Genomic DNA, 12,857 nt, shown 5'->3' with positions numbered 1-12,857 from the left:
AATAGTCCGGGGGTGTTGCCACCGAGATTGGGATGGCAGCGAGGTGATTGCTAATTAGGGGCGCGGCGCCAAAATGGACGCCTGTCATAACGTGGATGTAAGACTTTGCTACCGACGGTTGGTCGACCTTGAACAAAAACTAGTTCAAAGGAGCACTAGTCATGATCACCACAGACATCGAGATTTTCCTCGGCCTGGACGTCGGGAAAACCGACCACTGGGCCTGCGCTGTCACCCAAGACGGCACCAAAATCTGGAACAAAACCCTACCCAACGACGAAGCCAAACTCACCGCCGTGTATCAGAAGCTTTTAGCTCTAGGACATGTCTTGGTGGTCGTGGATCAGCCAGCCACCATCGGCGCCCTGGCCGTTGCGGTCGCTCAGCACCTCGGCATTCCGGTGGCATACCTGCCTGGGCTCTCGATGCGGCGCATCGCAGATATGTATCCTGGGACGGCGAAAACAGACGAAAAAGATGCCTTTATCATCGCGGATGCGGCCCGTACCATGCCGCATACCTTGCGTAGCATCCAGGTCTCTGACGAGGACGAAGCCACCTTAGGCATGCTCACCGGTTTCGACCTGGACCTGGCCCGTCAGATCACTCAGACCAGCAACCGGATCCGCGGGCTATTCACCCAGATCCACCCACCCCTGGAACGAGTGATCGGACCTTGGCTGGAGCATGATGCTGTTTTGGAGGTCCTCGCCACCTGGCCCACCCCAGCGCAACTGAAGCACGCGGGCAAAGCGCGGATCGATGCGAAGCTGAAAAAGCAGGGAGCCCGCCGTCACACTGCTTGGGCCGGAGCCATCATGGATGCACTGGATGAGCAAACAGTGGTCGTGGTCGGCACCGACGCAGCCGGCCTGGTCCTCCCGCATCTGGCCCGCCAGATGATCTCGTTGCATGCTCAGCGTGTGGACGTGGCCACGCATTTGGAGGCAATGGTGGAGGCCCACCCTCTTTACCCGGTCCTGACATCCATGCCCGGGGTCGCCGTCAGGACCGCCGCGATCATCATCGCCGAGACCTCCGGCAAGACCTTCGCCAGTGCCGCATCACTGTCCTCTTACGCTGGGCTTGCGCCAAACACGCGCCAGTCTGGCACCTCGATCAAGTCCGAGCGCGTCAGCCATTCAGGCAACAAACGGCTGAAGCGAGCGCTCTTCCTCTCGGCGTTTGCCTCGATCAGGTTCGACCCGACCAGCCGGGCCTACTACGACCGGAAACGTGCTCAAGGCAAACGCCATAACCAAGCACTCATCGCACTGGCCCACCGACGGCTCACAGTCCTGTTCGCCATGATCCGTGACGGGTCACTCTATGACGTGCCAGAGCTGAAAATAGCTTGACTTTTTACATAGGGGCACCCCCCTTTCCCGGCCTCGCCGGCGACAGGGTCTGCAAGCCTCGCCGGGCAGGTTCCGCGAAGAGCCAGCGTCAAGCTCCTTTGTAGGATTCCTCCAAAAAATTCGCCCTAACACCCTCGTTCTATGCGATAACTACATATAGTTCCCACAAAAACGATAGGCTCGTAGCTGAGAAACCCTATTTTTAAAAGACAAGGTTCATGATGAATCCATTGACGAAGGTGCTTATCGCCAACCGCGGCGAGATTGCAGTGCGTATTATCCGTGCCGCACGCGATGAAGGAATCGAGTCCGTTGCGGTCTATGCCGACTCGGATCGCGATGCCCTGCATGTGCGTCTGGCTGATGAAGCCTACGCGCTGGGCGGGACCACCGCCGCTGAATCGTACCTTCGCATTGAGAAGATCCTGGACGCAGCTGAACGCTCCGGCGCCGACGCGATCCACCCGGGCTACGGCTTCCTCTCGGAGAACGCCGAATTCGCCCAGGCTGTTATTGACGCGGGCTTGACCTGGATTGGCCCTTCGCCAGAGTCCATCGACCAGCTCGGCGACAAGGTCAAGGCCCGCCACATTGCTGAAAAGGTGGGCGCTCCGCTGGTTCCCGGCACCAAGGATCCGGTGGCCTCGGCCGACGAGGTATACGCCTTCGCCGACGAGCACGGACTTCCACTGGCCATCAAGGCTGCCTACGGTGGCGGCGGACGCGGCATCAAGGTGGTCCGCAACCGCGAAGAAATCGGCGAGATGTACGACTCGGCAGTGCGTGAAGCTGTCGCGGCTTTCGGCCGCGGCGAATGCTTCATCGAACGCTTCCTGGACGCACCGCGCCACGTGGAGACCCAGTGCTTGGCCGATATCCACGGCAACGTGGTTGTCGTCTCCACCCGCGACTGCTCGCTGCAGCGCCGCAACCAGAAGCTGGTTGAAGAAGCGCCGGCCCCGTTCTTGAGCGAAGAGCAGACCACCCGGCTGTACGAAGCTTCCAAGGCCATCTTGCGCGAAGCGAAGTACAACGGCGCGGGCACCTGCGAATTCCTGGTAGGCCAGGATGGCGTCATTTCCTTCCTCGAGGTCAATACCCGCCTGCAGGTTGAGCACCCGGTCTCCGAGGAAGTCACCGGCCTGGACTTGGTTCGCGAGCAGTTCCGCATCGCCCGCGGCGAAGAACTGGGCTACACCGACCCGGAGATCCGCGGCCACTCCTTCGAGTTCCGCATCAACGGCGAAGATGCCGGCCGCAACTTCATGCCGACCCCAGGCACCATCTCCAAGATGAACCTGCCATCGGGGCCCGGCGTTCGCGTTGACTCGGGCATCGAGCAGGGCGAAAGCGTTTCAGGGAACTTCGACTCGATGATCTCCAAGCTGATCGTCACCGGCAGCACCCGTGAAGTGGCTGCGGCTCGTGCCCGCCGTGCGCTGGAAGAATTCCAGATCGAGGGCATGGCTACCGTACTGCCATTCCACCGCGCAGTGATGAGCGATCCATCGTTCGTTCCGGCCCAGGGGCCATTCAAGGTCCACACCCGCTGGATCGAAACCGAATTCGATACCGCCATCGAGCCCCACCCGATGCCAATGGACGGCGAGGACGCAGCCGAGGACGAGCGCACCAGCGTGACCGTTGAGGTGGGCGGCAAACGCCTGGAAGTCACCCTTCCTTCGTCGCTGGGCTCGGTATCCTCCAACGGTGCCGAGAAGGCCGCAGGCAAGAAGAAGCGCAAGCCGGGCCGCAAGGCAGCCAGCTCCGCTGGCGCGAACAGCGCAGAACTGCGTTCGCCGATGCAGGGCACCATCGTGAAGGTTGCCGTTGAGAACGGCGAGGCCGTGGCCCAGGGCGATCTGATTGTCGTGCTTGAAGCGATGAAGATGGAGCAGCCGATTACTGCGCACCGTGATGGCGTGGTCAGCGGCTTGGAAGTTGCCCCGGGCGAGACCCTGTCCTCGGGCGCGGTCATCGCTTCGATCGAAGAAGCCAAGTAGCACTCGTTTGTATCGACGCAGGGCCTGGACAGATTTGTCCAGGCCCTGCGTCGTTCTGTCACTGGAATCTTCTACTCTGGCACCTGTCCATGTTCTGCCCAGTGCGCCATTGATGCCTTCAGATGATCGGGCATGAGCAGGAACTTCGGTTCAAGCTCTTCCCAGTCAGGCATTTTCGCTTGGCGGCTAGCTGCTTCGTGCGCCGCATCGATCTCCTGCTGCGTATCGAGCCCGCCGCCGCTCTCGCCTACCAGGCTCAGGTGGTAGATCCATGTTGAACCATCGGCTTCCACATGCCTGAATGTTGCTTCTAGCGCTGCCCGTTGTGCCGATAAGGATGCTTCGCATTCCTCGTAGCGCGCATTGAGCATGTCCATCCAGGCGCCAAAGTTCTCATCCTGCCCATCCTTGATCCTTGAACGGCTCAGCTCCAGACGCATGCCTTGCGGCACTGAAGCTGGCATCGCAAAGCCGGGAAAGTCCCGAGGCGTGGGATTGTAGGGAACATGCGGTTCTTTTTCGTCCATGACGTGATGCTTCCAGAATCCACTTGTTTTGTCACGGCTATTCGGATGCTGGAAGTTCCAGCTCGCCAGCCAGTGGATACTGAATAAGGAGGCTGGTTCGGGCTACTGCCGCGCTAGCCAGGCGTCGAAGGTTTCGTGGCCCAGCCGGGCGGAACCGCCTGGCAGCAGTCCCCCATCACGCATGGCCTTGCCCATGGGGCCAGGAACAGGCACTTCAACCATCTTTGGAGACCTGCCTTGGGCCTGCAGGTACTTGGCAAACAGGTCGGGAGCGTATTCTTCTTGCGGCCCAGCAAGGTCTTACACCACGCCCTGCGCCGGCGCCTCAGCAAGATCCACTAGTGCTGCGGCCACTTCGATGCCCGCGATGGGCTGCATCCGCATTTTCGGCGCCATCTGCACCGGACCCGCGCCCAGACGTTTGATATTCTGGCCAATGAATTCGTGGAATTGGGTCGTGCGCAGCAGGGTGTAGCCACCGGGAAGCATGTGCAGCATCCGCTCTTGCACGGCTTTGCCCGCGTAATAGCTGGAATCCACTTCGGCCGCTCCGATGATCGAGAGCGCCACGTGGTTCTGCACCCCGGACTCGCGCCCCACGCTGACGAGGTTTGCCGTCGATTGGGTGAAATACCGCATGGATGCAGCAGAGCTGGTGGTGGAAACTCCGGAAACATCGATGACCGATTGGCAGTCCACCAGCCACTGCTTTACCGCGTTGCGGTTCACCAGGTCGCATCCCACGGACCGTGCGAGCACCACTGGTTCGTGGCCAGCACTCTTGAGTTTTTCGACCACCAGCGTGCCGATAGCGCCGGTGCCTCCGGCAACTGCAATACGCATGAGCATTCCTCTTCGGTATTGGATATTCCGCGTCCCATGCTTCCATGCCGCGCATCAAGTTCTCAGGGGTTGATAGCCCTTTTCAGCTCGTATTCATCCAGGCAGCACGGAAACGGGAAACGGCCCGGCGAATCATCATGGCTTGATGATTCGCCGAGCCGTTCCCTCAGCAAGACTGTCGAACTACTCGACCCACTCTTCCATGTCCATGTCAGAGGTATCGCGCGTCATGAACAGCGCGACCAAGGTCAGTACCGCGCCAAGTGCCAAGTACAGGCCAACGCCGGTGGTGTTGCCCGCACCGGCCTTCCACAGGGCTACAGCCACGAAGGAAGCAGGAGCCGCACCGATCACCGAGGACATGTTGTAGGCAACAGCCGAGCCGGTGTAGCGGACATTGGACGGGAATAACTCAGGCAGATACGCAGCCATTGGACCGAAAGTCAGACCCATCAGGGTGAACCCGATGATCAGCCCGGCCATGGCAGCGCCCTGGCCTGGACCGAAGAACAGGGTCCACGACAGTCCGAAGACGAAGATGCCCGCGGTAACCCAGATCAGGAACTTGCGGCGGCCGAACTTCTCTGCCAATGGGCCGGAAACCACGGTGAAGATGCCGAAGAAGACAACGCCGATGATCAGCATGGTCAGGAAGGTCGGACGCTCGATGCCCAGACCCGGTACGAAACCGGTCGCGTCGAAGGTCTTGCCCTTGGCTTCTGCCGCTGCAGTGGCCTGCTCAACGGTGGCCGGCTGAGTGCCGTAGGTCAGCGTGAAGGAGGTCATCAGGTAGAACAGCACGTAGGTGGCCAGCATGATGAAGGTACCGGCCAGCGTTGGACGCCAGTGCTTCTTCATGGTCACAGCGAAAGGCGACTTGACGACCTTCTTCTGATCCAGCACCTTCTTGAAGGATGCGGATTCGACCAGCTTCAAGCGTACCCACAGGCCAATGACGACCATTACTGCGGAGAAGTAGAACGGAACGCGCCAGCCCCAGGCCATGAACTGCTCTGGGGTGCAGAAAGTCTGCAGGGCGACGAACAGCAGGTTGGCGATGATGAAGCCAATTGGAGCGCCCAGCTGAGGGAAAGTGCCGTAGATGGCGCGCTTGTTCTTCGGAGCGTTCTCGGTGGCCAGCAGGGCCGCGCCCGACCATTCGCCGCCCAGCGCCAGGCCCTGTGCGAAGCGCAGCAGCACCAGTGCGGTCGGAGCCAAAACGGTCCAGTTGCCCGCGGCCGGCGGCAGGAAGCCGATCAGGAAGGTGGCAATGCCCATCAGCAGCAGTGACGCCACCAGGGTGCCCTTGCGGCCGAGCTTGTCGCCGTAGTGGCCGAAGATGATCGAACCCAGTGGACGAGCCACGAAAGCCACGCCGAAGATCGCGAACGATGAAAGGATCGCGTTGATGGTGGAGGCGTTAGGGAAGAACAACGCCGGGAAAACGAGAACCGACGCGGTGGCGTAGGCGTAGAAGTCGAAGAATTCGACAGTGGTGCCAATCATGCTGGCAAACAGCACGCGGCCGCGGGTGTTTTCCTTCGGCGCCACTGCTTGGTTAGCCTGCGACATGGAGGCTGCTCCTTAGAGTGAAAGTACGAGTCAGATGTTCATTTACGTTGCCATAATCGTAAACCTCGGTGACCAGTATTCGGATATTGATGTCCAGCATTTGGACACCAGATGAAATGAAACTGAACAGCAAACGGCAATTCACGGGCCTACTAGCAGGAATATGCGCTTCCACATATTGAGACGTGACCTGAGAAAACGGTTTTTACACTTATATCAGAGTCGGTCGCCAAAGTGAATGGCGTCACAAGAGCTTGTATTACGGGCTATAGGCAATAAAGCATGTCTGAAAACCTGATCCTGCCCCGGAAAGCCGGGGCAGGATCAAGGTTCACATGGGTATTGAATCCATAAGTGTGAAGCTTACTGGACAATCCCATACTTGTATTATCTGTCATTCCCGACTGAAGAAAAACGGAACCACCTCCAAAGGAACCCAGCGCTGGCGCTGCATCACCTGCAATGCCAGCACCGTTTTCAAACGCGAAGACACCACCGCCCGCAACCAACTCACCGGCTTCGTCTCCTGGCTGATGAGCAAACATTCCCAAGCCGAATTCGGCGGCGGAACCGGCCGCACCTTCCGGCATCAGACCGCTTGGTGCTGGAACGTGCACCCCTACCTGCATCACACCGGCGAGGTCTTCGACGAGATCCAAGTCGACGGCATCTATCTGCGCCAAGGCTGGTGCCTGCTGATCGCCATCGCTCACGGACGTGTCATCGGATGGCAGTGGTGCGACCGCGAAAAAGCCGAGGCGTGGACCGTGTTGGTGCAGCATTTCCCCGAACCGAAAGTCGTGGTGACCGACGGCGGATCAGGCTTGATGAAAGCGCTCAAAGAGTTCTGGCCGAACGTGAAAATTCAACGCTGCTTGGTGCATATCCAGCGCAACGTGCGCACCTACCTGACCCTGAATCCGCGTTTGCCTGCAGGGAAGTCGTTACGTCGTTTGAGCCTGAAACTCACGAAAATCCGGACCCAGGAAGCTGCGGCAGAATGGATTGCCGCCTTCGCTGCGTGGCATGCCGAAAACCACGAGCTGATCAATGAACGCACCTACGCTGCTGACTGGTCCGGTGCCTGGCCGCGGGGCCTGCGACGCAACCGCAAGTGGTGGTACACCCACGATCGGCTACGCAGCGCCTACGAGTCGATGAACAAAGCCCTGCGACGCGGGCATCTGTTCACCTACCTGGACAAGGACCTGAACGGCTTGGGAATCAACGCGACGACGAACATGATTGAAGGTGCGGTGAATTCCGGCATCCGGGCCATGATTTTCTATCACCGCGGGATGCCCATTGAGCATCGCCGGCGGGCGTGCGAGTGGTTCTGCTGGACTCATGCGGATGAAGGAAACCGCCCGGCCTTGCGGACACTGTTGCGTCCGGAGCATTACACTCCCGAAACGAAGAAGAAGGCGCAGCACATGGTTGATGAAGCACCAATCGGCCCGGAGCTTTATGGCACCGGCCCCAGCGCTGAGGACGGGCAATTCATTCGCAGTGGTTGGATGAGAAATATCTACTAGAGCAGGGTTTTAAGGTTGTCTGGCCCGGGAACACGCCCGGGCCAGACACACTTTATTGCCTATAGCCCCGTATTACGGCATTAATGGCAAAAGGACGGCATCTCCCTGAATGCAAGGGAAATGCCGCCCTGGAAAAGTTCTTCAGAACCTACCGATGACGGTGCAGGCGACGTGCCGCTTCGGCCAGCGAACCGGACAACGACGGGTAAACGGTGAAGGTCTCAGCCACGTCATCAACATGAAGGCTGTTCTGGACCGCCAGTGCCAGCGAGAAGATCAATTCACTGGCACGCGGAGCAACCACAACACCGCCGATAACAGTGCCCGAGCCCTTGCGGGAAACGATCTTCACGAAGCCCTGGTCCACGTTCATCATCTTGGCGCGAGCGTTGGTGTTCAGATCAACCTTGATGATGTTGGCCTGGTACTTGCCCTCGGCAACCGCACGCTGGGTCACACCCACGGTAGCGATTTCCGGGGAGGTGAAGACGTTGGATGCCACTAGATCCAGGTTCAATGGCTTTACCGAGTCGCCGAGCAGGTGGGCCACGGCAATGCGGCCCTGCATGGCTGCTACCGAAGCCAGGGCGAAGACGCCCGTGCAGTCACCGGTGGCGTAGATGTTCGTTGCGGTAGTGCGCGAAACGCCATCGACCTTGATGTGGCCCGAGTCGGTCAGCTGCACACCGGCTTCTTCCAGACCCATGTTGGCGGTATTGGGGATGCCGCCCACTGCAACCAGGCAGTGGCTGCCTTCGAGCACGCGACCATCCGCCAAGGTGACCAGCACCCTGTCGCCCTGGCGCTCCACGCCCTCGGCGCGAGCCTGGGAAACAACGTTAACGCCGTTCTCCTTGAAAGCATCTTCCAGCACGCCCGCTGCGTCTGCATCCTCGCCGGGCAGCACGCGGTCGCGCGAGGAAACCAGCGTGACCTTGGCACCGAGCAAGTTGTAGGCCGAAGCGAACTCAGCACCGGTCACACCGGAACCAACGACGATCAGGTGCTCGGGCACCTCGTTCATGTTGTAGATCTGGGTCCAGTTGAAGATCCGCTCGCCGTCCGGCTTCGCGGTAGGCAGCTCACGCGGGTGGGCGCCTACGGCAATCAGCATGGCATCGGCTTCGATCTTCTGCTCGGAACCATCTGGGTGCGAAACGGCAACCGTATGGTCATCGAGCAGCCGGCCCTCACCGATCACGATGCGCACGCCGGCACGCTCAAGGGTCGTTCGGATATCCGAAGACTGTTCCTTGGCAAGGTCCAACAGGCGGTGGTTAACCACTGAGAAGTCAGTGACGGCCGAATCCAGGCCATCAACGTGCACTCCAAAAGTCTCGGCATGCTTCACGCGGCGCACTGCGTCTGCGGTAGCAATCAGGGTCTTGGAAGGCACGACGTCGGTCAAGACTGCCGAACCGCCCATGCCGGCACGTTCTACGACGGTGACATTGGCGCCCAATTGGGCCGCCCCCATGGCAGCTTCGTATCCGCCAGGTCCACCACCGAGAATAACTAAACGGGTTGCTTCATTCCTACGATCTGCGCTCACATTCACTATTGTTCACCATGCACGGTGATTGCGCACATCGAAGCACAATCCTGGAACGTGATTTTGGTTCTGAAGCACTGGTTTCACCTGACAAAGCGGCCCGCTGCAGGTAGCGTATTTCCCGTGACTGATATGCATAATGACCCACAGGCCCTGGCTGCACAGGCTGCCCAGGCAATCGCCGAACAGACCGGCGTCGAAAAACACGACATTGCGCTGGTTCTCGGCTCCGGTTGGGGCCAGGCCGCCGAACTCATCGGCGAAACCACCCACACCCTGGATGCCACCTCCATCCCAGGCTTCCATGCCCCGGCAGTACCCGGCCACAAGGGCAGCATCTCCTCGATCCTGACTGCCACCGGCAAGCGCGTACTGGTCCTCGGTGCCCGCACCCACTACTACGAAGGACGCGGCGTGCGCGCTGTTGTCCACCCGATCCGCACCGCTGCGGCCACCGGCTGCGAGCAGCTGGTCCTGACCAACGGCTGCGGCGGCCTGAACCCGGACTGGACCCCGGGCACCCCGGTGATGATCTCCGACCACATCAACCTCACCGCCACTTCCCCGCTGGAAGGTGCGACCTTCGTCGACCTGACCGATCTGTATTCCTCGCGCATCCGCGGCCTGGCTCGCGAAGTCGATGCCACCTTGGATGAAGGCGTCTACGCGCAGTTCACCGGACCGCACTACGAAACCCCGGCCGAAGTCCAGTACGCCAAGGCAATCGGCGCCGACCTGGTTGGCATGTCCACCGCGTTGGAAGCCATCGCGGCCCGCCACGCAGGCATGGAGATCTTCGGCATGTCCCTGGTCACCAACCTGGCCGCCGGCATCAGCCCGGTACCGCTGAGCCACGAAGAAGTAATCGAAGCCGGCCAGGCTGCCGGTCCGCGCATTTCCAAATTGCTGGCACAGATCATCGCGAAGCTCTAAGCTCCGCCATATTTGCGTACCAAGAAGTTAGTAGTGTCCTTGAAGGGAAATCAGTGAATCACACGCAGAAGATCCAGTTGCTTGATGCGGCGGGCAAGTGGGCAGCCCAGGATCCCGATCCGCAAACGCAGGAAGAACTGCAATTGCTGATCCAGCGCGTCACCGAGGGTGACGCGCTGGCCTTCGAGGACATTTCCGAGCGCTTCAGCGGCGTGCTGGAATTCGGCACCGCCGGCCTGCGAGCCGAGCTGGGCGCCGGCCCAATGCGCATGAACCGCGTGGTGGTCATGCGCACCGCCGCAGGCATCGCCCGGTTCCTGAGCGAACAGGCCAACGGACAGTACACCCCTAAGGTTGTCATCGGATTCGATGCGCGCTTCAACTCCGATGTCTTTGCCCAGGATTCTGCCGGTGTCTTCGCCGCTGCCGGCTTTGAGGTCCTGCTCATGCCATCGGCCTTGCCCACCCCGGTCTTGGCTTGGGCCGTACGCGAATTCAGTGCCGAAGCCGGCGTTATGGTCACTGCAAGCCACAACCCTCCACGAGACAACGGCTACAAGGTCTACGTCGGTGGCAGGATCACTGATGCCTCGGGCCGTGGTGCGCAGATCGTCTCGCCGATTGATGCGCAAATCGCGTCCTTGATCGACCATGAGCAGCCCGTGGCCCAGATTCCGCGTGCTCTCTCCGGCTGGCAGGTACTGCCGGCGATTGGCACCGAGGGCGATATCGAAGCCGCATACCTTGCCTCGATCCACCCGATCATCGATGCCCCGAACGAACAGGATGCGGCGCGCAAGAACCTGCGCATCGTGGTTTCAGCGATGCACGGAGTCGGTGGCCACACCATGCGCCAGGCTTTGCTCAACGCTGGTTTCCCTGACGTGCACATGGTCGCCGAGCAGGAACATCCCGATCCGATCTTCCCCACCGTGAAGTTCCCTAACCCCGAAGAACCCGGCGCCATCGATTTGTCGTTGGAGCTGGCCCGCAAGGTAGGGGCAGACTTGGTCATTGCCAATGACCCTGATGCTGACCGCTGCGCCGCGGCCATCCTCGATGGCGATGCGTGGCGAATGCTTCGCGGCGATGAAGTGGGATGGCTGCTGGGAGACCAGGTTTCCAAGACCTTGCCAGAAGGCAAGAAGCTGGCCAATTCCATCGTGTCTTCGCGCATGCTGGCGGCCATTGCCAAGGATGCCGGACGCGAGCACGAAGAGACCCTGACCGGATTCAAATGGATCTCCCGCGTTGAAGACCTGGGATACGGCTATGAGGAAGCTCTGGGCTACTGCGTAGCTCCGGAGCTGGTGCGCGACAAGGACGGCATTTCAGCGGGTATCGTCCTCGCTGATCTGGCAGCCCAGTTGAAGGCAGATGGAAGCACCATCTCGGTTCGCCTGGATGAGTTGGCCGCCAAGCACGGCGTGCACGTTACCGACCAGCTGTCCTTGCGTTTCACCGACTTGGCGCAGATCCCGGTACTGATGGACAAGATCCGCAAGAACGCCCCGGCATCGTTGGGCGGCTCCGATGTTTCCGAGGTCACCGACCTGTCCGAAGGCACCGAGAAGCTTCCCGCGACCAACGCCATGGTTTTGCATACCTTCGCTGGTGCCAGAGTGATTGTGCGCCCCTCGGGCACAGAGCCTAAACTCAAGTGCTACTTGGAAACTATTGAGCCGGTTGATGATCTGGCTGATGTCCCTGAAGCTCGCAAGCGCGCCACCGCCCAGGTCTTGGCCATCAAGGATGAATTGGCAGCTTACCTGAATGCCAACTAGGATTGCCCCTTCGAGACCTTCTTTTGAATTGATTGAAATCTTTATTGTTAGAGGAAATGATGACTGAACTAAGCGCCCGCGAGATCGCAAGCTACATCGATCACACCCTATTGGCTCAGAACGCGTCCCGTGAACAGATCGTGCAGATCTGCGAGGAAGCCAAGAAGTACGAGTTCAAGTCGGTCTGCGTCAATCCGTTGTGGGTCTCTACCGTTTCGCGCGAGTTGGAAGGCTCCGAGGTGCTGACCTGCTCAGTGATCGGTTTCCCACTGGGCGCTTCAGCAACAGACACCAAGGTTTTCGAGACCAAGCATGCTGTAGCTGACGGTGCCAATGAAATCGACATGGTGATCGACGTTGCCGCCGCCCTGCGTGGCGATCGCGATGCCCTGGTCAACGAGATCTTCGCCATTGCCCAGGCCGCCCATGAGGGTGGAGCCATCTTGAAGGTCATCATCGAAACCTGCCTGCTGACCGAGGAAGCCAAGGTCCTGGCATGCGAGGCCGCCAAGGCCGCTGGCGCCGATTTCGTCAAGACATCTACCGGTTTCTCCACCGGTGGCGCAACCGTTGAAGACGTTGCCCTGATGCGCAAGACCGTTGGTCCGGACATGGGAGTCAAGGCTTCCGGTGGCGTGCGCAGCGTCGAAACTGCTCGTGCCATGATTGCAGCGGGCGCAACTCGACTAGGTTCTAGCTCAGGAGTTGCTATCCTAGAAGGAGAGCAAAGCGGTTCCAGCTACTAGGACA

The 12,857-nt window shown here is 59.9% G+C and carries 10 protein-coding genes; 6 read left to right on the top strand and 4 right to left on the bottom strand.

The window, feature by feature from the left end; all coding sequences use genetic code 11:
* Positions 1-161: 161 nt before the first annotated feature.
* Entirely contained in the window at positions 162-1,358 is a 1,197-nt protein-coding gene (locus AARI_RS04740) for an IS110-like element ISAar2 family transposase (protein WP_013348203.1), read from the top strand.
* A 221-nt stretch (positions 1,359-1,579) separates the two neighbouring features.
* Entirely contained in the window at positions 1,580-3,361 is a 1,782-nt protein-coding gene (locus tag AARI_RS04735; protein WP_041649369.1) for an acetyl/propionyl/methylcrotonyl-CoA carboxylase subunit alpha, read from the top strand.
* A gap of 71 nt (positions 3,362-3,432) precedes the next feature.
* Here the strand turns inward: AARI_RS04735 and AARI_RS04730 are convergent, their stop codons facing one another.
* The 3 genes from AARI_RS04730 to AARI_RS04720 form a co-directional block, all read right to left on the bottom strand.
* Entirely contained in the window at positions 3,433-3,888 is a 456-nt protein-coding gene (locus AARI_RS04730) for a DUF6176 family protein (RefSeq protein WP_041649367.1), read from the bottom strand.
* Positions 3,889-4,188: 300 nt separating this feature from the next.
* Positions 4,189-4,731 carry an SDR family oxidoreductase gene (locus AARI_RS04725; RefSeq protein ID WP_157867093.1) on the bottom strand — a complete coding sequence of 181 codons (543 nt, stop codon included), beginning with the start codon at positions 4,729-4,731 and terminating at the stop codon, positions 4,189-4,191.
* Between the two features lie 183 nt (positions 4,732-4,914).
* The gene (locus tag AARI_RS04720) at positions 4,915-6,303 is read right to left on the bottom strand and encodes an MFS transporter (RefSeq protein ID WP_013348200.1); all 1,389 of its coding nucleotides are present in this window, start codon (positions 6,301-6,303) and stop codon (positions 4,915-4,917) included.
* Positions 6,304-6,638: 335 nt separating this feature from the next.
* Between AARI_RS04720 and AARI_RS04715 the strand changes: the two genes are divergently transcribed.
* Positions 6,639-7,838: an IS256-like element ISAar5 family transposase gene (locus AARI_RS04715; RefSeq protein ID WP_013348199.1), complete on the top strand. Its 1,200-nt coding sequence runs from the start codon at positions 6,639-6,641 to the stop codon at positions 7,836-7,838.
* Between the two features lie 148 nt (positions 7,839-7,986).
* Here AARI_RS04715 and AARI_RS04710 read toward each other — a convergent pair whose 3' ends face one another.
* Entirely contained in the window at positions 7,987-9,396 is a 1,410-nt protein-coding gene (locus AARI_RS04710) for an NAD(P)H-quinone dehydrogenase (RefSeq protein WP_013348198.1), read from the bottom strand.
* Between the two features lie 126 nt (positions 9,397-9,522).
* On the opposite strand from AARI_RS04710, the gene AARI_RS04705 reads away from it, so the two are divergent.
* The 3 genes from AARI_RS04705 to deoC are packed head-to-tail and all read left to right on the top strand — an operon-like array spanning position 9,523 to position 12,853.
* Positions 9,523-10,323: a purine-nucleoside phosphorylase gene (locus AARI_RS04705; RefSeq protein ID WP_041649363.1), complete on the top strand. Its 801-nt coding sequence runs from the start codon at positions 9,523-9,525 to the stop codon at positions 10,321-10,323.
* Positions 10,324-10,376: 53 nt separating this feature from the next.
* Positions 10,377-12,107: a phospho-sugar mutase gene (locus tag AARI_RS04700; protein WP_013348196.1), complete on the top strand. Its 1,731-nt coding sequence runs from the start codon at positions 10,377-10,379 to the stop codon at positions 12,105-12,107.
* A 59-nt stretch (positions 12,108-12,166) separates the two neighbouring features.
* Positions 12,167-12,853, top strand: coding sequence for a deoxyribose-phosphate aldolase (gene deoC / locus AARI_RS04695; protein WP_013348195.1), 687 nt, complete (start codon positions 12,167-12,169; stop codon positions 12,851-12,853).
* Positions 12,854-12,857: the final 4 nt, after the last annotated feature.

Origin of the sequence: Glutamicibacter arilaitensis Re117, from assembly GCF_000197735.1 — a bacterium.
Lineage (GTDB): Bacteria > Actinomycetota > Actinomycetes > Actinomycetales > Micrococcaceae > Glutamicibacter > Glutamicibacter arilaitensis.
Note: the sequence above shows the minus strand (reverse complement) of the source record. Positions and strands in the feature narration are given on the sequence as shown.

Coding starts and splice junctions, on each gene's coding strand:
- AARI_RS04740 (WP_013348203.1), top strand. CDS start 162: ATGATCACCACAGACATCGAGATTTTCCTCGGCCTGGACGTCGGGAAA.
- AARI_RS04715 (WP_013348199.1), top strand. CDS start 6,639: ATGGGTATTGAATCCATAAGTGTGAAGCTTACTGGACAATCCCATACT.
- AARI_RS04725 (WP_157867093.1), bottom strand. CDS start 4,731: ATGCGTATTGCAGTTGCCGGAGGCACCGGCGCTATCGGCACGCTGGTG.
- AARI_RS04720 (WP_013348200.1), bottom strand. CDS start 6,303: ATGTCGCAGGCTAACCAAGCAGTGGCGCCGAAGGAAAACACCCGCGGC.
- AARI_RS04730 (WP_041649367.1), bottom strand. CDS start 3,888: ATGGACGAAAAAGAACCGCATGTTCCCTACAATCCCACGCCTCGGGAC.
- AARI_RS04735 (WP_041649369.1), top strand. CDS start 1,580: ATGAATCCATTGACGAAGGTGCTTATCGCCAACCGCGGCGAGATTGCA.
- AARI_RS04705 (WP_041649363.1), top strand. CDS start 9,523: ATGCATAATGACCCACAGGCCCTGGCTGCACAGGCTGCCCAGGCAATC.
- deoC (WP_013348195.1), top strand. CDS start 12,167: ATGACTGAACTAAGCGCCCGCGAGATCGCAAGCTACATCGATCACACC.